Here is a 23,529-nt window from a genome sequence, read left to right on the forward strand (position 1 = left end):
TCTGCCCCGGTAGACGCTCCGGTAGACATCCCGGCAGACACTGCGCGGTCGTCGGCGAGACCACGGGCGAGGGGCCGCCGCCCGAGCACGATGCTGCCGATCGCCCCTCCTCGCCCCTCCTCGTCACTCTGTCACCGCTCGCCCGTGTCGTGGGCCGCAACCACTACCGGCTACGGGGTGAGCCGGTTCGGCCCGCGGAAGAGGAAGGTGGCCTCACGGATGGAGTCCAGCCCGAGCATGACCATCAGCACCCGGCCGAGGCCCATGCCGAGGCCGCCGTGGGGCGGGCATCCGTACCGGAACGCGTTCAGGTAGTCCTGCATCGGCTCGGTGCTCAAGCCCTGCTCTTCTGCCTGCTTCAGCAGCACGTCGTACCGGTGCTCGCGCTGCGCGCCGGTGGTGACCTCCAGGCCCTTCCAGAGCAGGTCGAAGCTCAACGTCACACTCGGGTCGTCCACCGGCCGCATGTGGTAGAAGGGCCGGATGCCGACCGGGTAGTGCGTGATGAACACGAACTCATGCCCGGTGGCCTCCTTGATGTGAGCGGAGATGCCCCGCTCACCCTCCGGGTCAAGGTCTTCCTTCACCCCTGCCAGGTCCCAGCCGCCCTGACGCAGGATCTCCTGTGCGTCGGCCATGGTGACGCGGGGAAAGGGCGTCGTGGGCACGGTGACCTCGACGCCGAAGTGCTCAGCGATCGCGTCGCCGTGCGCGTCGGCGACCTTGGCGATCGCGTGGGCGAGCATCCGCTCCTCGAACGCCATCACGTCCTCGACCCCGTCGATCCAGGCCAACTCCACGTCGACGCCGGTGAACTCGGTGGCGTGGCGGGAGGTGAACGACGGTTCGGCGCGGAAGACCGGCCCGATCTCGAAGACCTTGTCGATGCCGGCCGCGATCGCCATCTGCTTGTAGAACTGCGGCGACTGCGCCAGGTAGGCGCTGCGGCCGAAGTAGCCGACCTCGAAGATCTCCGCGCCGGACTCCGAGGCGGTGCCCATGAGCTTGGGGGTGTGCATCTCGGTGGCGCGCTGCGCGTAGGCGTACTCGCGCATGCCCTGTTCCAGGGTGGTCTGCACGGCGAACATCAGCTGGGTGGCGGGACGGCGGCGCACGTCCAGGAAGCGCCAGTCCATGCGCTGCTCCAGGCCGGTGTGCTCGTCGATCGGCAGCGGCGTGGCGGCCCGGTTCAGGACCTCGACCGCTTCGGGGACGATCTCCAGTCCGCCGAGTTTGACCTGGGCGGCGTCGACGACGCGGCCGGTGATTCGGACGGCGGACTCGGGGGTGAGGGCTTCGAGTTGGGCCTCCAGCGGCCCGTCGTCACGCTTGTGGGTCACCTGCACCATGCCGGTGCCGTCCCGCACGATGACGAACTGCATCTTGCGCTGCAGGCGGAGGGTGTTCACCCATCCGCAGACGGAAACGGTACGGCCGACGTGTTCTCGCAGGTCGGAGACGTGTAGGCGGCTGTGGATCATTCGGGTCCTCCGAAGGACGTCGTCATGATCCCTTGGGAGTGCGGGCGAGAAGGGCAACTCGCGGTACCACCGCACTTTCGCCGCCGCGGAGTGGCGGCCTCATTCAGGCCCGGTGACGGGGGCCGACCGGCGGGGCATTGGACCACCAGACGGGGTCGTTCCTCCCCGCGCTCAGGAGGGTCTTCACCTCGGGGCGCGAGACCGCCTTCCCAGCTACCGGCGGCTCTCTCTGCTCGCGTGATCCGTGGCTACTCGTCTCCGTCGACGCGTTGCCCAGCAGGGTACGGAGCGTGTGACTGCGGCGGCAATCAAGAAACTCATTCGTGGATTCGTGGATTCATGGATTTATGGATTCATGGAGGGGAGAACCTGCCCAGAGCATGGCTGTGCGTCACCAAGCGCCTGAGAGCGGGCGACGATGATCAGCCGCACGCGGGACTTGGTCCGAACGGATCACGAGGCCCAACCGTTGTTCAGGGCGAGTCGGCCGGCCTGATGCGCCTCGCGCCGCTCCGCGATCCACCGCTCGACCTGACCCACGGACTTCGTGACGGGTTGGTCCGTGGTGTCGAGCAGTTGAGTGCGCCATCGGGGATCGTCGGAGTGCCACCCGGTCCAGCGGTGCCAGACCATCTCGGGCCAGCTGTTGTCGATGATGACGTCGGGTCGGTGACGGGGGTCGAGGGCGTGCTTACGGTGCCATGCGGCCCAGCCGAGGAAGGCGTCGACGGCAGGGGCGTCCCACCGGCCAGGGTCGCGCTCGGCGAGACGAACGCGCCGGACGTCGTCGGCGACATCGACCAGGCACACGGCGATGCCGTCCAGCAGCGGGGCGGAGGGCACGGCGAGAAGTTCACCCAAGGGGGACTGCCCGGTGAGTAGTACGTCGATGCCGCGATCCTGGTACTCCAGCGCACGTCGCACCCACATCTCGGTCATGCGATGACGCCAGTTCCGGTCGGCACCCTCCGGCACATCAAGTTCATCGAAGTCGTGCACGACGATCTGCCGGAGCCTGTCGACGGCGGCGTAGGCGAGCGTCGTCTTGCCCGAGCAACTGGACCCGGTGAGCTTGAACAACATCGCCCCAGGGTGCCAGCGCCTCACCACCTCGCTCGAACCATTTCCGCGCTCCGCCCACCCCTCCCACGGCGCCGGGCGAGACAGCGTTTGCCCCATCTGCAAAAGCCAATGTCACCAGACCAGCGAGTAGCAGCTCGCGTGCTGTGCCCACTCAAGACGGTGTCACACCACCGCGTTGGTAACCGTCCCACAGCCGACCGCCGGCCCGTTCCAGTACCTCGTCCACCACCACGACGAGCGCATCATCCCGCCCCTCCAGCACCTCACCAAGGGCATGATGCAGACGCATGACGAGCCCCGGCGCCGTGGACTCAAGACGCCGTGCCAGCCACTTCCCGCCTCCACCCCAAGATCCACCCATGGCCAACGCCAACTCACCGGTCCGCCGCACGAGTTCGGTAGCGATGAACAGCCGCTCGCCCTGGTCGCCACTGCCCGAGAGATCGTCGAGGAGATCGGTGATCGCGTAGCGGCGGTCCTCGATCTCTTCGGTCGCCACGACGGGAGGCCCGGCCGCAGCCAGCCTCCGGGCCTCAGCGGCGAGGCGCGCACCGACCCCGTCCGTGTCGAAGAGCAACAGCCCGTCGGCGCACATCCACAGAAGCGGCGACCGGCGCTTGCGCACTTCCCGCTCGACGTACGCATGCCAAGACGCCTCGGTGTGCACGAACAACTCCACCGGCCAGTCCTCGTGCCGCAAACTTGCCCGGTACGGGGCCGGGTCTCCACGCAGGAGCACCACGATGTCGAGATCCGACGTCACCGTACGACGGCCCGTCATGACACTGCCCCCCAGAAACGCCGCGCGAGCGTCAGGATGGTGTTCCTCAACAACGGCACGCGCAGCGTCAATCGCATCCATACAGCAACTATGTCCCCGCTCGTGGTCCAGCCCCTCATGGTTTTCGCGGGGCACCGCGTGGATGCCGGGCTGGGCAGGATTCGGCTCCTGGGCGAGCATGAGGTCGGGCCCTCTCTGCTGTCGGCGCGCAGCCGACAGCGCGCCGAATCCAGTGGATGACCTTCCTCCACGACAGCGGTGTCCCCGACGGGTTGCACGGAGAAAAGGCCAGACCGCTTTCAGCCTCACCTGGAAACACGTCGACCGCGACAGCTACCCAAACGAAATCGACCCGGCCCCGGGACACTGGAAGAAGGAGATCGCCGTCGCGCGCGCTTGCCCACCTTGACCCTCGACGATCCCGAGTCGCATGACCGCGCAACGGGAAACACCGACCCCTTCCTTCCGGAAGGAGATGACCCATGGATGAGCGCTCCCTTGATCAGCGACCTGATGCCGTGGTCCTCGCGTCGGGCGACACCCGGCCGTGTATGGGCCTATGCACCGGATGAGGAGCCACTCCGCAAGCGGTGGCGCAATCCCTGGGCGCCGATCAATCCGATCGCAGGAAACTCTTCGGAGAGGCCAGGAACCGCACGATCGACAGCCGAGTGCCGCCTCTTGCCCGAACGACCGACTACGACGCAACTCCGTGACGACAGGAGCGGCGCCCTCAGCCTGACTCTGTCCAGGTGGGATACGGCTCCGTCGACCGCCAAGGGCGGCTGCACACTCGCTGGCAGGACAAGCACCCTGAGTCCACGAACGCACAGGTCCGCGAACGATCTCCAGAAACCCGCCAGGGACCCGACCCGCGACGCGGATCAGGCCCCTGACCTGGTACTTCACTGTCGGGGTGGCGGGATTTGAACCCACGACCTCTTCGTCCCGAACGAGGATCGGGCATGATCGCGACGGGCTGGCTTGCTGTTTTGCCTGCTCAGGGCGTTGGGGTGGCGCGGTCTCGGGAGGCGTCGAAGGGGTTTGGGGAGCGGGTCGACTCCCAGATGGCTCCCAGAGCCCGGCATGGCGCAGACACCCCTACGCCTGGTGTGACAGGTCGTCCACCAGAAGGTCGAGGGTTGCCTCCTCGTGGAGTGCGACGCCGAGGGCGGTCATGGCTGGGGCGAGATCAGGGTCCCAGTCCGCGCTGACCGGCTGGCCATCGAGCGCCAGTTGAGGGATACCTTCGGCCTGGCTGCGAGCGGCCAGGTGCTCGTAGTCCGCGGTGCCCATGCGCCACGGCAGGGCTTCGTAGCGGCGGATGACCCGGTTGGCCAGAGCGATCCCCGGCCAGTCGAAATCGCCGTGGTACGCGAAGCGGCAGCCCGCGGTGGCGAGGGCGTCGAGGAGCGTGAAGACCACCGTGGCGGCGCTGCCGGATGTGCACACGAGGGGCTGGACGCAGGCCGCGTCCGCCGCTGCCTCCACCACGTGCGGGTTCTCGCAGATGTGGATGAGTGTTCCGGCAGGGAGCCGCAGCCGCAGTGAGTGCAGGTCGCGCGGTGTGAGGTGGGCTTCGGCGCGATGGTCGGCCCGTTCACGTAGGGCGCGCTCCCGCCAGCCCTCGCCCTCGGGCCGCAGCCCGTAGGTCAGCACCGTGCTGGAGACCTCGTCCGGAGTGACGGACACCAGCCGCCACAGAGCGCGCCGACCTGCCGCGTCGTCCGGGAACTCGGTGCCCTGGGAGAGGGCGACGCCGCGTTGGACGAGGCGAGCGAGCCATGTGCCGTCGTCCAGGCCGTGCGCGGAGCCGGTGGCCATGGCGGCGAGTTCTCCTCGGCCGAGGGCGGCGCCGCTCCGCTCGGGTCCGAGGAGAGAGGTGAGGACTTGGACCGCCTGCTGGAGTGTCCAGATCGCTGCTTCGGGCGTCACTCCTCTCGGAACGCCGGCCCGGCGCAACAGGTCGTACCACTGCCGGGCCCATTCCTGTCCGGCGAGCGGGGAGGCGTCCAGTGACGAAGCGAGGGACGACCACACCTGCTCCCGCCGTGCCGTCGCGTCAGCGCGGGCGGCACGGCGGTCCGTGACGGGCGGGCCGAGTTCCTCCAGGGTCTGCCGGAGCCCGAGTCCGGCGGCCGAGGCGCGCAGCCGTGCGTCGAGTACGTCGAGCCGTACGGTCACGGCGGCACCGGTGAGAGGTTTGCCCAGGAGGAGCGACAGGTCGTTGCGTTCCTGGGGGTTCAGCGCCGTCAGCCGGAGAGAGCCGGTGGCCTGTACGCCGTTGCTCTCCAGGCGTTTGCGTACGCCCGCCCAGAGCCGGGCGAGACCAGGGCCCGTCAGCCATTCGCGCGTCGCGGTTGGCAGTGCGCTCACACGGACACCAAACGCCGGTGGCGGCCGTTCCAGGTGTAGTGCAGGGTGGCCACGCCTCGGACATGAGGATCACGGAGGCACTCGTAGATGTGCAGGGACGGAACCTCGGGCCAGTTGCCCATGAGCCGCTCGCTGGTGAGGACGAAGTCGAGATCGAGGTCGACGAGTATGCGGCCCAGTCGGCCGTGGGTGGGTTCGTCGACCTTGGCGAAGGCGTCGTCCAGGAGGATCAGCCGGGGTGCGTGCGGGGCCGATTCGGCGAGGCTGGTGAAGTGGGCGGCGGCCGCGGCGAAGAGCACGAGGTAGGAGAGTACCCGTTGCTCGCCCTGGCTGAGCCCGGTCCGGCCGGTCAGTTTCCTACGGCGGCCCGGGGCCGCGTCCTCGACCACGAAGGTGTGGAAACGGAACCAGTCGCGGTAGTCCAGCGCGGTCCGCAGATGGGCGGCGTAACCGGCCGACGGGTCGGCACGACGGGCGTCCTCAATCCGACGTTGCAGCACTTCGCGGAGCTGCTCGGTCTGCTCGCGCGTCCGGAGGCTCGACGGACTGCGCAGCAGGTCCACGGCTGCCCGGACGTCCGCGTCCACGTCTTCGTCCAGCTTCCACAGCAGCTCGACGCCGAGACCGTGGGAGGTGCGCACGGTCCGCAGGGTGTCGTTGAGAGCCGAGACTAGGTTCGCCGCGGTGATGACCTGCGTCGAGAGGTGGTCACCGAGCTCGCCGGTCAGGAACCGCTGGAACACCTCGCGCTCGCGTTCGGTCAGCCGTCCCCGGGCCTCCGCGGCCTGGACCGCGATCCGCTCACCCACGGCCGCGACGTCATGGGACCCGTGGTCGTCGAGCAGGCGGCACACCTTGATCCCGTCGCGTTCCTCCAGTTGCGCGTCGAACCCGCCGGCCAGTTGGTCGCGCAGTGCGGTGTGCCGGATGAGTAGGGCGCTGTCCGACACCTCGCCCTTCGGGCGGCCGAGGGCCTGCTTCACAGCCTCGGCGAGGGCTCGCAACGCGCGCAGGCGGCTGCGGACGTCCGCGCCGGGATCGTCCGACACGTACTCGGGCAGCGAGGACCGGTCGAGACCGGCACCCAGCACCACCTCCGGTCGGCCGAGAGCCCCGCGCAGAGCGCCACCCGTGTCGATGACCGCCGTCTCCTGGTCCGCCAGATTCCCCCGCAGGCGCTTCTCGTCCTCTTCCGCGCGCACCCGCAGGTCGTGGAGGTCGTCGCGGGCACGCTGTGCCGCCGGAAGGGCGCGGACGGCGTCCGTAATGCGCTGCTTGGTCTCGTGTTCGCGGGCGAGGATCTCCTTCTCGGACGACCCGATGGCCTCCTCGCGGGTGCGCAGGTCCTGCTCGGCGGTGCGCAGTCCGGCGAGGTGGACCCGGTAACCCTCCTCCGCGGTCAGACGATCCTCGCGGGCACGCCCGTACCGTTCGGCATCCGTTTCATGCGAGCCGAGCCGCTCGCCCGTGCCGCCGACGGCCCTGCGGAGATGCCCGACACCGCTGAGCAGGGCAGCCAGTGCGGTGCGTACCCGGTTCAGGGCGTCCGGATCGCCGGGCAGATCGTGGGCGGTCGCGGTGGCGTCCGCCTCAGCACGCGCCGATACCGCGAGAGCACGGGCCTCCTCGGCCAGCCGCGCCGCCCGTGCCGCCTTGGCGGTCAGGTCACGCAGGGCCCTCTCGGCCGACTCGGTCCGGCTCCAGGCGTCCGCGAGACTCCGCGCCCTGGGGAAGTCCCGTTCCGCGAGTGTGAGTGCCCGACGCAGGGCATCGGCTATGGCGAGTTCGGCGCGGACGTCGGCCAGTTGCTGTTCCGTCCGCGCGATCCGCTCCGTCAACTCGGCGAGGATGCGCCGCCGGGTCTCAGCGCGGACGGCGGCTCCCACGTATTCGGTGTCGGCCTTGTCGTGTCGGCCGCGGAGGACGCCCAGTCGCCAACTGCCGTCGTAGTGCACCGCGTTGTGAGCAGAGGTCTGTGCTGCGGGGGCGAGCGTGATCGCGGCCAGCAGGCGCTCCACGCGCTCGGTCGTCACGCCGCACTCCGGTTCGGGAGCCGGGCGCAGAGCTGAGGCGAGAGTCGGTTTGTCGCCGTCATGCAGTGCGGAACCTGGCTGGAGCAGGGTGTCCCGGGTGTTCGGATCGAGAAGAACGCCGTCCGCGCCCACCCACGCGTCCAGGATTCCGCTCGCTTCCAGCGCCCCTTCCAGACCGGCCCGGTCGGCCGGTGCCAGGCCGTCCACGAAGTCCACGAGGCGGTAGAAGGGGGCTCCGCTGCCCGGCGTCCTTGCTGCGACGCGATGGAGCGTGGCTGGCGGCTCAGGGTCCGTACGCTGCTCCCAGTCCCGCTTCTGCTCCGCCAGGCGGTCGAGTTCCTCGCCGATCCGGCCGACGCTGAGCACCAGCGCGTCCCGGCGTCCGGTGAGTTCCTCGCCGTACGGCTCCAGCGCGGCCTGAGCCGCCCGCCGCGCCTCGCTGTCGATGTCGGGTGGCAGCGTGTGGTCCGCGAACGGCGCGTCGGCGGAGGTCTCGTGACCGACAGCGGCGTATACGGCGTCCAGCGGCGGGCAGTCGGAGCCCAGCGCGGTCCGCGTGCCCGTCGCCCACTCGCCGACACGGCGGGCGTAGGCGCCGCTCTCCTCGGCGACCTTCTGACGGCTGACGTCGAGACGGCCGGCGGCCTCTTCCGCCTGGCCCTCCAGCCGTTCCCGCTCGGCATCGGCCTGGGCCGCCCCGGCGCGGGCCTCGTCCGCCTGTGAGATGAGGCGGGTCACCTCCTGGACCATCCGGGTCCGGTTTTTCGCGACCGCTTCGGCGTTCTCCAACTGGCCTTGCCAGGACCGCAGTCCGTCCCGTGCTGTCGCCGTGTCCACGTGGGCCACCGACCGGTGCCTCACGGTGTGCGACTCCCCGTCCGGAGTCGTCAGTTCTGCCTCGGTGGCCTGGGCGAGGACCGTGGGCGGCAGGGCCACCGCCTCGCCGAGATGGCCAGTGGGAAGTCCGGCCTTCTCCGCCTGTGTCAGCAACTCACGGTGTTCAGTGCTCAGTTCGGCCAGTCGGCCGCCGAGGTGCTCGACACCTTCGGTCAGCCGCTCCGCTGTGCTTTCCTCCGCGTCGTGGGCGTTGCGCAGGGTGGTGAACGCGGCCACGGCGGCGGTGTGCAGCGCCTCTACCGTGCCGCGGCGTTCCGACAGTTCGCGCAGGCTGCGGTAAGCGTGACTGGCGTGCAGGGCGGCGAGATCCGTTCTGGCTGTCTGTTCCTCCTGGCGCAGGGTTTCCAGCCGGCCCTCCGACTCCTCCTCCTGTGTGCGCAGGTCGCTCGTTCGTTGTGCGGCGTCTCCGGCAGTCCGGCGCCGCTGCACGAGGACGCCCAGCTCGTGGCTGACTCGCTGGGCGGAGGTGCGCAGCACTCCGGACAGGTAGCCGCGGTAACTGGTGAGGAAGGTACGCAAAGCCGCGTCGGTGCGTTCCAGGCGGCCGAGTTCGTCCCGTACGGCGTCGAGGTCGTGGAGGTTGCGGGCCACCTTCTCGACCACGTCCTCGTCGAGCCCCGGCAGGGTCTCGCTGAGGAGGGTGGCCAGGCCCCCGTGTTCGATGCGGTCCCCGACTGTGGGGCGCCGCAGGCGGTGGAGGAGTTGGGTGAGGTTGCGGTAGCGCGTCGCGTCGGTGATGCCGAACAGGTCTCGGGCTACCCGGGAGCGGTGAGTGACCGCACGCTCGGTTGTGTTGTCGGAGCCGACGATCTCCTTGAGCCGGTCGACCGGCAACGGCTTTCCGCCCTCGACCAGGTGCAGGTCCTCACCGACACGCAGCGGGGTGACGAAGAACGTCGGCACCGCCTTCTGCGTCGACTTCGAGGCACGGATGGCGGCGCCGAGCGTCAGGTGGCGGTGGCCACCGTCGTCGGTCGTGCCCCGGAACTCCACCCACAGGTAACCGAGACGGTTGGTCTGCTCGAACCCGTCCAGCATCAACCAGGGAAGCGTGGTGCGGCCGGTGCCGGTCGCGTCCAGTGCCCGGGAGTCGCCGTCCAGGAGATAGGGGAGCAACATCTCCAGGGCCTTGGACTTGCCCGCGCCGTTCTTGCCGCGCAGGAGCAGGCGCCCGTCGCCGAAGGAGAACTCCTGGGCGTCGTACTGCCAGACGTTCTGGATGCCTGCCCGGTGCAGCCGGAATCGGGTGCCGGCGGTCGTCGTGGGGCCGGAAGGCGGGAGGAGCGGGATGAGGCCACGCGCGTCGGTGGTCACAGCGGCAACTCCTCTTGAACATCGGCACCTTGGCTTGCCTTGGTGGCCGGGCGTACGGTCACGAGGGTGGCGTAGCGCGCCGCCGCGGCTAGCAGCACCCAGCCGTCGCTGTTGCCGCCGGGTCGTGCGCCATGGACATCGGTCACCGTGCGCCCTTCCGGCGCCTCTTCGACGTACCCCTCCGGCAGCCCTTCGCCCTCGGCACGCAGCCGCCCCGCGCGGGCCATCAACCGCATCCGGAGCAGCAGGTCCAGCACGGCCTCCCGCAGGGCGGGGAGGTCCTCCAGGTAGCCGCGCTGCCAGTTGCTGCGCTGCCCGTACTCGGCGACGAGTTCGGCGAGAACCTCGTTGATGACGTGGTCCGGGACGGTCACGCCGATGACGAGCGTGCCCCCGGTCGCCGGATGCCCCGGTTCCTGCGGCCGAAGCCGTTCCACGAGCCGTTCCACCAGCAGCAGCGCGGCCTGGGCGACGGTCCCGGTGCCAGGCAGGTGCAGATCCGTCAGCTCCTCCTCGGGGTCCACCAGCGCCACGCCTTCCGCACGGATCTCCATCTCCAGGCCCAGCAGCTCGGAGAACGCCTGGGCCTCCCGGCGCTGCCGGGTGCGCAGCCAGTCGCGCTCGGCGTCAGTCAGCTCGTCGAGGTGGACGACGGGTGTCTCGACGAGCATCCGGCGCACGTAGGTGCGCGGCCCGCTGAATCCCGGGTCCGCTGCCTGCCGTACCAGATCGGCGCCGTCCCGGGATTGGGCGAGCGGGCCGGCGACGACCACGCGCGCCAGCTCCCGGTCCACCGTGATCAGGGCTTCCCCGCCCGCCTCCTGCGCGATCGCGGCCACCTGGCCCTCGGTCTCGATGAGGACGCCCCACTCGACGAGCTGACGCAGCGCCGCGACCAGGGTCCGCTTCCCGGCTGCCCGGCCCGTTTCCGACAGCTCGATCCCGGCGTCGGCGGCAGCGGCCCTGATGTCGGCGACCAGGTGCGACAACAGCATCTGCTCGGGCGCGGTTACCAGCACGGACAGGGCCAGCGCGAGGCAGGCGTACGTGTGCGGGGTGAAGGGGGTGCCGGTGGAGCGCTCCAGCCGGTGTCCCGTGCCGGTCCCCAGCCCCGCCTTGAACAGCCGGGCGAAGGAGCTGTCGACCAGCAGGCGGTAGCCGAGCACCTGCTGGAACCGTTTGCCCAGCCAGTCGGCGTGCCTGCGGATCAGCGGGAAGAGGTCGGCGTGCGGGCCGTCGGCCGCGACCAGGGGGTGAGCGAGCAGCAGCCGGGCGGCGGTACGGCGTTCGGCGGCCAGGGCCACGTCGTGCGTGGAGGGAAGGGTCATGACACGCTCACCCCCGTCTCTGCCTGGCTGTCGACGGCGGTGGATATACGGCCGATGTCCAGCTCCAGGTCGTCCAGGAGCAGGTCGCCGTCGGCCGAGTACAGCACCGTCCGCGCGCCGGCCGTCCGTCGCACGGCGAGCCGGATACTCAGTTCGGCGTCCTCGCTGCTCGCCGAGTCCAGATCGAACCCTGCCGTCCCGGCGCCTCTCTTGAGCTGGGCGTTCCCGAGCGCCGTGGCCAGCAGCTCCAGGAGCAGCCCGAGCGCCGCCGAGGTGAGCCGTACGTCGGCGAACCGACCCGACGCGCTGCGCAGTTCGTCCGCCGCCGCTGCCCTGGCCGCCGCCCGCTGCCGGGCAGCCTCCCGCAGCCGCTCCTTCTGCGCGGAGTGGTCCTCCACCGAGGAGGCCCGGCCCCGCGCGGCGCGGCTGCCCCGCTCCCGTAGCGCCACCGGCACCTCGACCACCGGGCCGGTCCACCAGCTCGTGTAGGCGGGCACCACCTCGTCGGTGGCCGGAGGTATGCCCAGATGGCGGGCTCCGTACAGTCCGAAGGCGGCGACGGCGATGTCGTGCGCGTCCTGTGGCGCCGCCTCGTCGAACCAACGGGCCAGCCGCAGCAGATCCTTGCGCCGGGACATCTCCCCGGTGGCCGATCGCAGCATCCGTTTGGCGTTGGCGAGCAGCGACTGCAACGCGCGCAGCGTGGCGTCCCGCAACTGGTCGACCTGGCTGCCCTGGCCGTCGGTGTCGCTGAACCAGCCGCGCAGTCCCTCCCAGTCCGCCATCTCACGGCCCCGGCTGCGCTGCACCCGGACCTCCGGGCGGTCTTCGCCCTGCGCCGATAGCCCGGTGAGCCCCTGGGCATGGGCGTCCAACCGGTCCAGCAGAGCTGGGATGTGTGGCCACAGGGTGTCCAGGGCGGCCGAGATCCGGGGTGCGCGGAACACCACGTCCTCCGTGATCGCCTCGACGTAGTCCAGGAGCAGCTCCTTGAAGCCCTGGTACTCGGCGCTGTCCAGGTCGTAGCGCGACAGCACCTGGCCGAGGTAGGCGTAGAAGTCGCGTATGGAGTCCGCGAACTCGCTGAACTGCACGAACAGCGTGCTGATCCGCTCCAGCCCGTCCTGCGGCTCAACGCCGCCCGGCGCAGTCACGAGGTCGGCCAGCTCCCGCAGACCGCGCTCGACCAGAGCCAGCAGCTCGTTGCTCACCTCGCGGGCGGCGTCCGCCTCGGCCAGGACCGCGTCGGCGTCCCGTTGGATGCGTTCGCCGAGCTTCGACAGCTGGTAGCGCGAGCGGGAACGCTGGTACTCGCTGATGCTGGACGCCTTCACGGTGTGGCTGCTGCGTAGCAGGTTTCCCCAGGTCACCAGCTGTTCCAGCCGGACTGTGAGGGTGTCGGCGTCGAGTTCCGCAGCGGAACCACCGCCCTGGTGCAGCTTCGCCATGATGTCCGGGACGGCGAGATCCGCCAGCAGTGTTCCGCAGAAGACCCGCATGATCGCGACATGCTCCAGCCGCTCGCGCGCGCTGAGGTACGTGTACGCGTCCAGCCGCCGCCGCGCCTCTTCGTCGGCGCCCTGACCTGCGCCGGATGCTGATGCCCCCATGCGTGTGAGGTTACGCGGGGCATCCGGGCGCCGCCGGTGAGTGGCCGAAAATGCCACGGACGTGTGCCAGGCCCCCTGAATGGTCCCTTCGGCTTCTGTGCCGAGTGGCTTCCAGGAGAATGGGGTACGTTCAGGCCGGTATCGACAGGGGCGGAAGGAGGCGCGCGGTGTCGTACGAACCCAAACTCGCTGCGGCTCTTTCCGGCGCGACGCTGCGCCAGCTGTCCCACTGGCGCCGAGCCTCCGGGCCCAAGGGCGCCGTGCTCGTGCCCGAGATCTCCAGCGAGAGGCCGATCCTCTACTCGTTCCGTGACGTTGTCGCACTCCGCATCTTTGTGCAGCTGCGTGAAGAGGCTTCGTTGCAGAAGATCCGCCGCGCGTTGAACGCTCTTCGGGAAGACCTTGGCGAGTGGGAGCACGTCTCCTCGTACAAACTAGTCGCGGGCCCGGACACCATCTATCTGGCTGAGCCTGACCACGCCGTGGACCTGATCAAGGGGGGCAACGTGGTCATCCACCAGAGGGTGGATGTTCTCGCTCCCTTCTACAAGGACGGCCGTAGCATTCCCGCGCTGCTCACCCCTCGGGAGCACGTCGCGGTCGACGAGTCGGTCCGAGGCGGCGAACCGGTGATCCAAGGCACCAGGATCCCCGCATCAGATGTCGCAGCCCTGGTGCGGGACGGCGTCCCGCCGGATCAGATCAGGGAGTTTTACCCAGGTGTCACGGCCGAGGCCGCCCGTGACGCCGCCGACTTCAGCGAGTATGTCGACAGCTACGGCAGCAGCGAGCCCCGGCAGGCCGTCGCTTGAAACTGCTGCTCGACGAGAACGTGCCCCGCCCGATGACCGAGATCGTGCGCATCTTGCTGAAGGCACATGAAGTCGTCCACGTCCACGAGCTCAAGGGCTGGACGGGCACGAAGGACATCGAGCTGTACGCCAGGGCAAAGGCCGACGGCGTCGAGGTCGTCATCACCAACGACACCAAGCAGCTCAGCCGGCCACTCGAAGTGGCGGCCATCGCGCAGTCGGGCCTGCATCGCATTGAGTACCGCCAGAACAACAAGCACGGTGGCCTGGTGGGCCTGGGCACGGTGATCGCCACCGTCCGTGCGGCCCTTCCCCATGCCTTGTCCGAACTCGAAGCAGCCGACGGCCAGCGCCTCGTCTCCCTGACGTCGATCGATCCGACGCGACAGAAGCGCCTCCAGATCATTGACCCGGCGATCGCCCCGCCGAAGCACTGGCCCAGGAACGTTCCGTTCACCGAGTCCTGACGCCTTGGTGCGCGAAGGTTCCAGTCGGCGATGCACAGTAGCTGCTGCTGCCGGGATCATTGTCATGATCTTGGCAGTTCACCTTGCTGCATGGCCTGGACGAAGGACACCCACGAACGATCCCTGAAGTCGATCACTGGTCCTCGCGGAAGTTTCGAGTCGCGAATAGGGGCTCTGTGCAGCGGGGGGGGGGTGAGCATTTCCACGCACCCGTTGTCCGCTCCGCTGTGGCTGCTCTTACGCCACACCCGTATCGGCTCGCTCACAACTAGTCTTCCTCCCGTCCGACTTCGGTACGACACGCCAGCGTATCCGGGTGATCGGTACCCAGAACACGGATGCACGCTTCCAGCGTGTGTGAAGCCAACTCCCGTGCCTCCACGGTGTGTCCGTTACCCCGCAGGATCCTGGCCAGCACGATTTCGACGGAGAGCGTGTGGGGATGCTCGGGGCCGAGGACTCGCCGTCGGACGGCACGTACCACCTGCGCGGCCTCCAACGCCTGCTGCCATTGACCGAGATGGGACAGGACGTCCGCCAGGCGCTGCCGCGCGGCCAGCGTCCGCGGGTGATCTGTACCCAGCACCCGCTCACTGCCCGCCAGCGTGGCGCGGGTGTGCACGGCCGCTTCCTCCCACTCCCCGATGCCCGCGAGCACCCAGGCGAGGGCGATGCGGCTCAGCAGGGTGTGCGGGTGGTCATCCCCGAGGGCCCGCTCGCTCACCGCGAGGTTCTCGGTCGCCAGTTGACGGGCCTCGTTCCAGCGCCCCTGCTGCCCGATCGCCTCGGCCAGTCGGCCACGGCTGTCGATCGTGTCCGGATGCCTGGTGCCCAGGACACGTTCCCGCCCTTCGGCCGCCTGGCGCATGGACGACTCGTCGTCGGCCCAACGACCCAACCCGTACAGGGCAATACCCAGGGCATGGGCGCTGGCGAGCGTGTCTGGATGTTCGGAGCCCAGCAGCGCCTCGCGCGCCTCCAGCACGTCCTGGTGCACCGCGGTTGCTTCGTCGAAGTGACCCAGGGCGGCCAGCGCCCGGCCGCGTTCGTGTCGGTCGGTGAGTGCTTCCGCGGACTCCTGGTCCTGGGTGACTCGGGCAGCTTCGTCGGCGAGCGCGTGTGTCGTGGCGTAATCGCCACGCATGTACGACTGGTCGCGCAGATCGCGTACGACCGCCAGCGCCGACGCGGTTGCCGCCTCGGCGCGGTGCGTGGCGGCGTGCTTCAGCAGGGCCGAGGCGTGGGGCGTGAAAAGACGCAGGGTGTGCGGGTCGACGTAGCGATCCGAGTCCGTCGCCAGAAGTCGGCGCAGCAGGTCGGCGGCGGACTCCAGCAACAGCGCGCGCTGGTCGACCGGAACGCGGGCGGCGACCGTCTCCAGGAGGAGCGGGTGTGCCTGCACGCTGCGGACGCCGGCCCGTTCGGTTCCGGCGTCCGCTTCGATCAGTGAGACCAGGGAGTGGGTCTTGAGCCGGTCGAGTGCGAGATTGGCGCGTTCACCGGTGAGTGGTGGATCGGCATGCCGTAGTCCCGTGCTGTCGAGACCGGCCGGTACGAGTACCCCGACCGGCAGTGGTGCAGCGGCGAAGCACGACAGCAGCCTGAGCAGTGTCGTCGCCTCGGGAACGCCCTGCTGGGTCAGGGCATCCAGCGAGATCTGCCAGGTACCCGTGATCAGTCGTCGGAGTTCCTGCTCCCCGGGCTCTGCCCCGCGATCGAGCAGTGACGGGTCGGCATTGAGGCGCTTGAGGTATTCGTCCACTGAGACCGGCTCCAGGTGCTGTCGGCCGAGATAGGCGGCGGCGAGTGACAGCGCGAGCGGGTGGCCGCCCAGCCGCCGCGCCAGCAGCTCCAGCTTGGTGGTGTCCTCCGCGCTGACCGCGAGATCTCGCAGTACGTCGATGGCGTCGGAGACGTCGAGAACATCAAGGGGGTGACTGGCGGCCCGGCGCCACTCGACGGCGTCCCGGATACGGCTTGTGACCAGCACGATGCCGTTACTGCTCGACCGCAGCCAGGCGCCGTGACGGAACACGGCGGGATCATCCGCGCTGTCCAGGACGAGTAGCCACGGCTCGGGCGACCGGTCCAGGTAGTGCCAGACGAGATCGGCGTCCGGCCGACGGCCCTCCCGTGCGGCGTCGACCTCCTGCTGCGTGGCCCCGCGATCGTGGGCCACGGCCAGCATTCCGGAACGGAACGAGGAATGGTCGGTGGCGTTGACCCACAGCCCGACGACCCCATGGCCGGCCACGACCTCGTCGAACACCGTCTGTGCCAACGCCGTCTTTCCACTGCCGGCCATGCCGTGGACGACGTGCAGTCCGTTCGAAGCGCCGGCCGGGTCGCCGATGGCTCTGAGGAGCACCTTTCGTACATCACGTCGGTCCCGCAGCGGTGAACTCAGCGGAGCGACCAGGGGAGTACGGACCGACTCGGGGCTCGTCCAGCCCAACGCCGTTCCTGGCGGCGGCGGTTCGGACTGCTGGACCGTGTACTCCACGATGATCTGATTGCCGACGGCCTGGTACGCACGACTGTGACCGTCGGTGACGGCGCGCAGGGCGTGGTTCCACCGAGGAGCCTCCGGGTGTTCCGGGTGTTCGCTCATCGTTCGGTGATGTGCTGGTCCCGGCCGGCTTGGTAGATCCGCGCATGCCCCGAAGCGTGTGCACGCATCTGGACTGAGGGAACCGGGGGCCGTTCGTCCTCGGGCAACGAGGCACGTGCCTGGTCGAGGATTTCCTGAAGGTCCTGCGCGACGGAGGGATCGGCGGCCAACAGGCGCCTGAGCCTACGGCGCCACTCCCGCTCCAGGTCCTCGGCACTCTCAGAGTCACCCTCGCGCCGGGCTGCGAAGATCTCTTCGCGGGTCTCCTCCAATGCCATGCCGATCTCGTCGGCCTGCGCAGGGCGTACGCGCCGCCACAGTGTCACGACGCCCTCGCGTGTCCGCTGCCATGCGTCGGTGGCCATCAGCGCGACGACGGTGACTGCCGCAGTCTGCGTCAGCGCTTCCGGATCCATGACCGATTCCCCCGTACCTCTGGACACTTGACGCCGATGATAAGCGGCCCTTCATCTACCCAGTAGATGATCTGAACCGTTGCTGCTCGCGCGGCTGTATGTCTGGCTGAATTTCGCCATGGGACTGCGGCACAGAACACGCGGGTCTCCTATTTCAGTTGTTCGGCGCGTATCGCGTCAAGGAACGCCGCCCAAGCGTCTGTTGTACAGACCAAAGATGGCCTGGCCAGGTCCTTCGAGTCACGGACACGCGTCTTTCCGCGTTGGGGGGGGGTACGCAGTTCCAGGCAGCTGTTGGTCTCGCCGCTATGAGAGCTCTTGTGCCAGCGGAAGACGGGACCTTCGAGGGATATGGGGGAAATGGCGTTGCCGCTGGTCACGGTGTGTTCTCCGGGGAGTGGGCTGAGCGGGATACGGGGAGCACCGCCCGAACGGCGGTCAGGATTGTGTAGCAGCGCTCGGCGCGAGGGTGTTCGGGGCCGAGCGTGCGGACGTAGCCCTCGTAGGCTTTCGTGGCCAGCGGTTCCGCCTCCGCCGCCCGGCCCGCGTCCGTGAGGACGGCGGCGAGGTCGGTGAGGGAGGAGAGGGTGTGGGAGTGAGCGGCTCCGAGGATGTCCTTGCGGGCTCGGGCGACCTCGCGCAGCAGGCTTTCGGCTTCTTCCAGACGGTGAAGGCGCCGTAGGACAGTGGCGAGCAGATGGCGGGCAGCGAGCGTGCGCGGATGGTGAGGGCCGAAAACCGGTTCGGCGTCGTCGACGGTACGGCGTGCCAGAGGCTCTGCCCGGTCCCATGCCTCGCGGCCGGCCACGGCCCAGGCGTGGGTGAGGCGCGCCACCACGGTGCGGGCGTGATGCTCGCCCGATGACGTCGCGGAGCGTTCGACGGTGGTGCGGGCGAGGGCTTCCGCCTCTGCCCAGTGCCCCTGTTCGCCGAGGGCGTCCGCCAGACCCGCACAGACGTCGAGGGTGTCCGGGGCGTCGGCGCCCAGCAGGCGTTCGCGTCCGGCCAGCACTCGGCGCAGCAGCCGCTCGTCCTCGGCCCACCGTCCGAGTCCGTACAGAGCGATGCCCAGGGCGTGTGCGCTGTCCAGGGTGCGCGGCTCGTCGGGGCCGAGTTCGCGTTCGCGGGTGGTAAGCACGGCGCGTAGCAGTGCTTCGGCCTCGGTGAAGCGCCCGGCGCCGGTGTGGGCACGCCCCAGAGCGTAGGAGTCGTCCACGGCTTCGTCGCTGCCCGTGCCGAACACTGTGGTGGAAAACGCTTCCGCATGCGCGGCCAGTTCGAGGGCGGGGGTGAACTCGCCGCGGTCGTAGTGCAGATCGCGCAGTCGGCGTACCAGTCCGAGGGCTTTGCTCGCTGCGGCCGATCCAGCGGACTGCGCACGGGCCCGGCGCAGCACGGCGAGGGCGTGCGGGGCGATCAGCCGCAGGTCCTGGCTGTCGGGTTCACCGGTAAGGGCTCCGTCGAGGAGTGCGGTCGCGGCGAGCAGCAGATCCCCGAGGGCAGCCACGGGGATGTCGCCCGCGACGGTGTCCAGCAGCAGACCGGGTGTCTGCAGACTGAGGACCGGCCGGCGGCCCTGGTCGCCTGGTACGTCGATGAGGTTGACCAAGGACGTGTCGATCAGGCCCTGCAGAGCGGCGTCGGCGCGCTCTCCGGTGAGCGGGGGATCGAAGAGGGGCAGGGCTGTCGCGTCCAGGGCCGTCGGGGCGAGCAGGGTCAGAGGAAGGGGCGCCGGCATGGGCGCGAAGCAGGCGAGCAGTCGTAGCAGTGTGAGCGCTTCCGGCAGGTCCTGTCGCCTGAGGAGGTCCAAGGAGAGCCGCCAGGTGGTGCTGAATCGGACGCGGGCGTGACCCTCCGTGGGCTGGGACGCCTTGTCGAGCAGTTCGCTGGGGTCGTCGGGCAGCCGTTCGAGATAGTCGCTCGCGGTCCAGCGTTCCAGGAGCTGACGGCGGAGGTGATGCCCGGCCAGGGCGAGGGCGAGCGGATACCGGTCGAGACGCTGGGCCAGTCGCTCGAAGTCCTCCGGCGCTCCGGCGTCGGGAGCCAAGTCCAGCAGCACCTGGGCCGCAGCTTCCAGGGGGAGCACGCCGACCTGATGGGTCAGTGTGCCGTGCCACAGTTCGGAGCCGGTATTGCGACTGGTCACCAGGACTGTGCCGCGCGGGCTGCGGCGCAGCCAGTTGCCCTCTTGCAGCAGCCGGGGTTCGTCGGCGTTGTCGAACACCAGCAGCCAGGGTTCGGGCGAGCGGTCGAGGCGGTCCCAGACCAGATCGGCGGCAGGCCGGATGCGGCGGTGGGCCGCCTCCAGTTCGTCCGGTGTCGCCCCGCGGTCGGCGGCGACACCGAGCATGAACGCGTGGAGGGACGAGGCCGACGACGCATCGACCCACAGACCGATCACGTCACCGGTCTGGACAGACTCGGTGAAGACATGCTTGGCCAGCACGGTCTTGCCGCAGCCCGCCATACCCTGCAGCACATGTACGGGCCCACCCGGTCCATCAGCAACGGCGCGGAACAGAATGTCACGCAGTTCGGACCGGTCACGCAGGGCGGAGACCAACTCGGCCGCCAACGGCACCCGCACGGAGTGCGGCACCGGTCCTCGCCACTCGCTCGCGGACGCGACCGGATAGTGGTGATGGTGCTCCTCGATGTGCTGGTCGCGGTGGGCCTGGAATATCCGGCCCTGCCCTGACGCCGAGGCCCCGGGCTCGTGCGGCGGCTGGCTCACCGCTCGCTGCTGTGCCGGTCGAGCTTGGCCCTGCGGGTACGGGTGTTGCCGATGATGTGAATCCACATCCGCACTGAGCCGGTCAGCGATCCTTTGCCGGGCGGAAGCTGTCCCCTGACCTCACAAAGCGTCCGGGCCAGGACGATCCGGGTCCGCGTCCGGGTCCGGGTCCGGCCGAGCGCGGACCCGACGGCCTTGGTGCCGGTGGTCGCAGCGAGCTGCATCAGCTGTGGATTCATCCGCTCCCTCGATCGTCCTTGCCACTGGAATGCCTGAACACGCCTGTATCCGCATCGAATCGTATGGCCTCACCACACATCTTTGCTGCTACGTCGGCAAGTTGGTCGATGCGTCGCCGGCGTTCCAGCAGGGACGGGAAGAACGATCCGGTGCGGACCTTGGGGATCGCCAGGTCCAGGTCCCCGGCCTGCGCGGTCAGCAGCCCCTCGCGGTGCCCGTTCCGCCAGGTCGTGCGGCTGTCGGTGTGCTCGCCGGGCTCCGCACCGATGTGGGCGGTGGCCTCGGCCTCGATGAGTTACTACATGAGCCGCTGGGCCAGAACCCGGACTAACTCGAATCCGTCCTCCGTACGCAGTGCCTCTATGAGACGGAGTGAGCATGCTGAGACAAGGTCATCGCGTCGCCTCTCAACGAGCTTTACCACTCGGAGAGTTGCGCGGTGGCCGCCCCATGGCCCGGGCCTGCGCGGAGATCGCCACTACACCATGTGGCGGGACACCAACCGCTCCTGAAGGCACGCGACTCTCGTGGAGCGGGGCGTCGGCGAAGGATTCAGCAGCTTCGAGACTTTCGGTCTATTCGTCCGCTCCCAGGTCCCGGAGCCTCCCCGTCTCATGCTGACCTAGGATTGTCAGCGACCATGCACGTACCGTGATGGTCCGGGACGGGCCGGTTGCGTACACACTTGGGGAGGCCCCGGTATGGCTCGGGGACAGCGCATCGCCGATCGTTGCGAGATGCGCGCGCCGATCGGCCACGGAGCGATGTGCGAGGTATGGGCATGCACTGACCTGAATCTGAGGCATCTGGTCGCCCTTGATATCATTTGTCCGGAACTCCTCGACTCCGACGACGAACGGCAGCGCCTCGTCCGGCGCTTCCGGCGTGAGACCGCCGCTCTCGCCGGAGTCGACCATCCCCACGTCGCGACCGTGCACAACGCCGGTGGATGGAAGGCGATGCAGCATTTCGTGATGCAGCTCGTCCCCGGCGTAGCGACTGTGGTGGATCTGGTGTCGGAGCACGGTCCACTCGCATTGGACGCGACCGGCGCCGCGTGCGCGCAGCTCACCGCTGGGCTGTCCGCCGTGTACGCCGCACGTCTCGTGCACAGGGGATCTCAAACCGCAGAACGTCATTGTGGCGCCCAACGGCACCTTCAAGATCATCGACCTCGGTCTGGTGACCGCGCCCGGCACCATGCCCACACGGTTGACCGACCCGTGAGAGGGCACAATGCGCCGGACTCTCGGGCCCCGGAGCGGGAAGGCGGTCCCCATTCCCACGTTTACTACCGTGCCGATCTCTACTCGCCGGGCTGCCTGCTGTACTTCATGCTGACCGAAGAGCCCCCGTTCACCGCCCCGATACCAGCGCTCGTCATGCTGGTGCACCGGACGAGTACGCCTCCGGCCCTCGCCTCATTCCGCCACGACGTCCCACCGGACCTCGAAGATCTGGTCCTCCGGCCCCTCAAGAAGCACCCCGGCGAGCGGCACGCCGACGCCTCCTCGGTGCAGTCCCTCCGGGCCCCTCATATTCCTGCGTCCGCACCTGATGCGTCGTGGGGTTCCTTCCTGGGCCCGGGCATGGACATCATGCGCCCATTCCGATTCCTGGCCTCTCCACGACCACTGGCAACCCGGGTCGACAAAAGGGCGCGGGGAAGACGATGAGGGACCATCACCTGACGAGGGGCGAGCTGATCGACGGCCGCTACGAGCTGGCGGAGCTGCTCGGCAGAGGTGGCATGGGCGAAGTGTGGGCGGCGTACGATCAGCGGCTGGACCGGTCTGTGGCGGTGAAACTGCTGACACCACGGACGGCTGTCTCCAAGACGCCGCGCAGGCTCGATCCGCAGGACCCCGCCGTCGTCCGCTTCACCAGAGAAGCACGACTGATGGCCAAGCTGGAGCATCCGTACGTACCGGTCATCCATGATGCGGGCACCCATCGAGCGAGTCGGCTCTATCTGGTCATGCAGCGCGTGTACGGACACACACTGGACCGGCTGGTGGCCCAGCGCGGCCCCTTTCCCGTGGAGTGGGCCGCCGCGGTGGGCGCCCAGGTGTGTTCCGTGCTGGTCCAGGCTCACGGACGCGGCTTCGTCCACCGAGATCTGACGCCGCGCAACGTGATGCTCACGACAGACGGCACGGTGCGCGTCCTCGACTTCGGTATCGCCACCGCCCTGCAACCACCGGACGGGCCACGGTTGACCGACGCTGGCATGGTGGCCGGAACTCCGGGCTTCATCTCTCCAGAACAAGGCAAGGGGCAGGCGGCCACTCCCCTCAGTGACCTGTACGCACTGGGATGCGTGCTGTACGAGATACTGGGCGGACGACCGCCGTTCACGGCCGACGAGCCGCTGGCCCTGGTGGTCCAGCACATCGCCGATACTCCAGTACCACTGGAACGGCTGCGCGACGACGCACCAGCCGAACTGTGCGACCTGGTCTCCCGCTTACTCGCGAAGCGCCCGGAGGACCGACCGGCGGATGCAGCCGAAGTCCGGGAGGCCCTCGCGCCCTGGGCCGAGCAGGCGGTGCCGAAGGCCACCCGCGCCGGAACTCCGAGGCCCGGCAAGGCCACCGCGCGCCTGCCGCACGATGGCAGCGACCTTCCGAACGATCCTCCTTCGGACAAAGCGCACGCATCCGTTCCGGAGCACGCCCCAGCCCCGCTCGCAACTGCACAACCTTCCGTTCGGCCAGCGCAACCGCCGTCCACCTCCGGGGCCGGGTCGCCCGCGGAGTCGGCGGACCTGCGCGAGCGCGCGCAACGCCTTGCGGCAGAGGGGCGGTTGTCACAGGCACTGGAGTTGCTGGGCAAGGACCTCAACGAGGTGCTGCCCCGTTTCGACTCCTCCCATTCAGAGGTCGTCTCCCGCCGACTGGCCATCCTCCGCTTGCAGTTCGAAGGGCAGGAACTGCAAGCGGCGCGCGAGGGCTGCCTGGAACTCGCGGAAACCCTCGTGTCGACTCGTTCCGCGCCGGACGCGGACCTCGCGGCTTGCCGGGTGATGGCGGCCCGCTGCCTTGGCCGGCTCGGGCACAACTCCGCCGCCCTCATGGAGCTTCGCGAGGCACTCGATCTCCAGAAGGAGGTGCTTCCCCCGCTGGATCCGGAGGTGTTGGAGACCCGCCGGGACATTGCCACCCTCCTGGCGGGCTCAGGCTCGGCTGGTGAAGCCCTGGAGGCTCTGCGACACCTCGCCGACGACCAACGGACCGCGCTGCCTCCCGACCATCCCGCCCATGCCGAGGTGGAGCGTCTGGTCAGCCGCCTGGGCAGACTGACCCGCGCGCTCCGCCTCCCGCAGTGACCCGTCGACGCCCCATCC

Annotated in this window: 16 protein-coding genes and 2 pseudogenes; 4 read left to right on the top strand and 14 right to left on the bottom strand. The window is 69.2% G+C overall.

Annotated features, from left to right (window positions below):
- Positions 1-170 precede the first annotated feature (170 nt).
- From aspS to ACWD4G_RS40855, 7 genes are all read right to left on the bottom strand, one after another.
- Entirely contained in the window at positions 171-1,481 is a 1,311-nt protein-coding gene (aspS, locus tag ACWD4G_RS40825; protein WP_451302926.1) for an aspartate--tRNA(Asn) ligase, read from the bottom strand.
- A 453-nt stretch (positions 1,482-1,934) separates the two neighbouring features.
- The gene (locus ACWD4G_RS40830; protein ID WP_451302928.1) at positions 1,935-2,564 is read right to left on the bottom strand and encodes a hypothetical protein; all 630 of its coding nucleotides are present in this window, start codon (positions 2,562-2,564) and stop codon (positions 1,935-1,937) included.
- A 151-nt stretch (positions 2,565-2,715) separates the two neighbouring features.
- The gene (locus tag ACWD4G_RS40835; RefSeq protein WP_451302977.1) at positions 2,716-3,426 is read right to left on the bottom strand and encodes a nucleotidyltransferase domain-containing protein; all 711 of its coding nucleotides are present in this window, start codon (positions 3,424-3,426) and stop codon (positions 2,716-2,718) included.
- Between the two features lie 1,020 nt (positions 3,427-4,446).
- A complete protein-coding gene (locus ACWD4G_RS40840; RefSeq protein WP_451302930.1) occupies positions 4,447-5,721 on the bottom strand; it encodes a TIGR02679 family protein in 1,275 nt (424 codons plus the stop codon).
- Positions 5,718-9,965 carry a TIGR02680 family protein gene (locus ACWD4G_RS40845; protein ID WP_451302932.1) on the bottom strand — a complete coding sequence of 1,416 codons (4,248 nt, stop codon included), beginning with the start codon at positions 9,963-9,965 and terminating at the stop codon, positions 5,718-5,720. The genes ACWD4G_RS40840 and ACWD4G_RS40845 overlap by 4 nt, the downstream gene beginning before the upstream one ends.
- Positions 9,962-11,293, bottom strand: coding sequence for a TIGR02678 family protein (locus ACWD4G_RS40850; protein WP_451302934.1), 1,332 nt, complete (start codon positions 11,291-11,293; stop codon positions 9,962-9,964). Before ACWD4G_RS40850 ends, ACWD4G_RS40845 begins: the two co-directional genes overlap by 4 nt.
- On the bottom strand, positions 11,290-12,903 hold the full coding sequence (locus tag ACWD4G_RS40855; RefSeq protein ID WP_451302936.1) for a TIGR02677 family protein: 1,614 nt from the start codon (positions 12,901-12,903) through the stop codon (positions 11,290-11,292). Before ACWD4G_RS40855 ends, ACWD4G_RS40850 begins: the two co-directional genes overlap by 4 nt.
- 167 nt (positions 12,904-13,070) lie before the next feature.
- On the opposite strand from ACWD4G_RS40855, the gene ACWD4G_RS40860 reads away from it, so the two are divergent.
- Both ACWD4G_RS40860 and ACWD4G_RS40865 read left to right on the top strand, forming a co-directional pair.
- Complete coding sequence (locus ACWD4G_RS40860) at positions 13,071-13,715, top strand: DUF433 domain-containing protein (RefSeq protein ID WP_451302938.1); 645 nt, start codon at positions 13,071-13,073, stop codon at positions 13,713-13,715.
- The gene (locus ACWD4G_RS40865) at positions 13,712-14,182 is read left to right on the top strand and encodes a DUF5615 family PIN-like protein (RefSeq protein WP_451302940.1); all 471 of its coding nucleotides are present in this window, start codon (positions 13,712-13,714) and stop codon (positions 14,180-14,182) included. Before ACWD4G_RS40860 ends, ACWD4G_RS40865 begins: the two co-directional genes overlap by 4 nt.
- Before the next feature lie 62 nt (positions 14,183-14,244).
- Here ACWD4G_RS40865 and ACWD4G_RS40870 read toward each other — a convergent pair whose 3' ends face one another.
- The 7 genes and pseudogenes from ACWD4G_RS40870 to ACWD4G_RS40900 form a co-directional block, all read right to left on the bottom strand.
- Positions 14,245-14,526: a DUF397 domain-containing protein gene (locus ACWD4G_RS40870; RefSeq protein ID WP_451302942.1), complete on the bottom strand. Its 282-nt coding sequence runs from the start codon at positions 14,524-14,526 to the stop codon at positions 14,245-14,247.
- Positions 14,451-16,793: a tetratricopeptide repeat protein gene (locus ACWD4G_RS40875; RefSeq protein ID WP_451302944.1), complete on the bottom strand. Its 2,343-nt coding sequence runs from the start codon at positions 16,791-16,793 to the stop codon at positions 14,451-14,453. The genes ACWD4G_RS40870 and ACWD4G_RS40875 overlap by 76 nt, the downstream gene beginning before the upstream one ends.
- Entirely contained in the window at positions 16,790-17,209 is a 420-nt protein-coding gene (locus ACWD4G_RS40880) for a hypothetical protein (RefSeq protein ID WP_451302946.1), read from the bottom strand. Before ACWD4G_RS40880 ends, ACWD4G_RS40875 begins: the two co-directional genes overlap by 4 nt.
- 149 nt (positions 17,210-17,358) lie before the next feature.
- Positions 17,359-17,589, bottom strand: coding sequence for a DUF397 domain-containing protein (locus tag ACWD4G_RS40885; RefSeq protein WP_451302948.1), 231 nt, complete (start codon positions 17,587-17,589; stop codon positions 17,359-17,361).
- Positions 17,586-19,943 (bottom strand): tetratricopeptide repeat protein, encoded by a 2,358-nt coding sequence (locus ACWD4G_RS40890; protein ID WP_451302949.1) that lies wholly within the window; start codon positions 19,941-19,943, stop codon positions 17,586-17,588. The genes ACWD4G_RS40885 and ACWD4G_RS40890 overlap by 4 nt, the downstream gene beginning before the upstream one ends.
- On the bottom strand, positions 19,940-20,182 hold the full coding sequence (locus tag ACWD4G_RS40895; protein WP_451302951.1) for a hypothetical protein: 243 nt from the start codon (positions 20,180-20,182) through the stop codon (positions 19,940-19,942). Before ACWD4G_RS40895 ends, ACWD4G_RS40890 begins: the two co-directional genes overlap by 4 nt.
- Before the next feature lie 101 nt (positions 20,183-20,283).
- A pseudogene (locus ACWD4G_RS40900) lies at positions 20,284-20,579 on the bottom strand (transposase); the annotation flags it as partial.
- 401 nt (positions 20,580-20,980) lie between these two features.
- Between ACWD4G_RS40900 and ACWD4G_RS40905 the strand changes: the two are divergent.
- Both ACWD4G_RS40905 and ACWD4G_RS40910 read left to right on the top strand, forming a co-directional pair.
- Positions 20,981-21,238, top strand: a pseudogene (locus tag ACWD4G_RS40905) (hypothetical protein); the annotation flags it as partial.
- A gap of 617 nt (positions 21,239-21,855) precedes the next feature.
- The gene (locus ACWD4G_RS40910; RefSeq protein WP_451302953.1) at positions 21,856-23,511 is read left to right on the top strand and encodes a protein kinase domain-containing protein; all 1,656 of its coding nucleotides are present in this window, start codon (positions 21,856-21,858) and stop codon (positions 23,509-23,511) included.
- Positions 23,512-23,529 lie beyond the last annotated feature (18 nt).

The organism is Streptomyces sp. NPDC002643 (assembly GCF_053592555.1).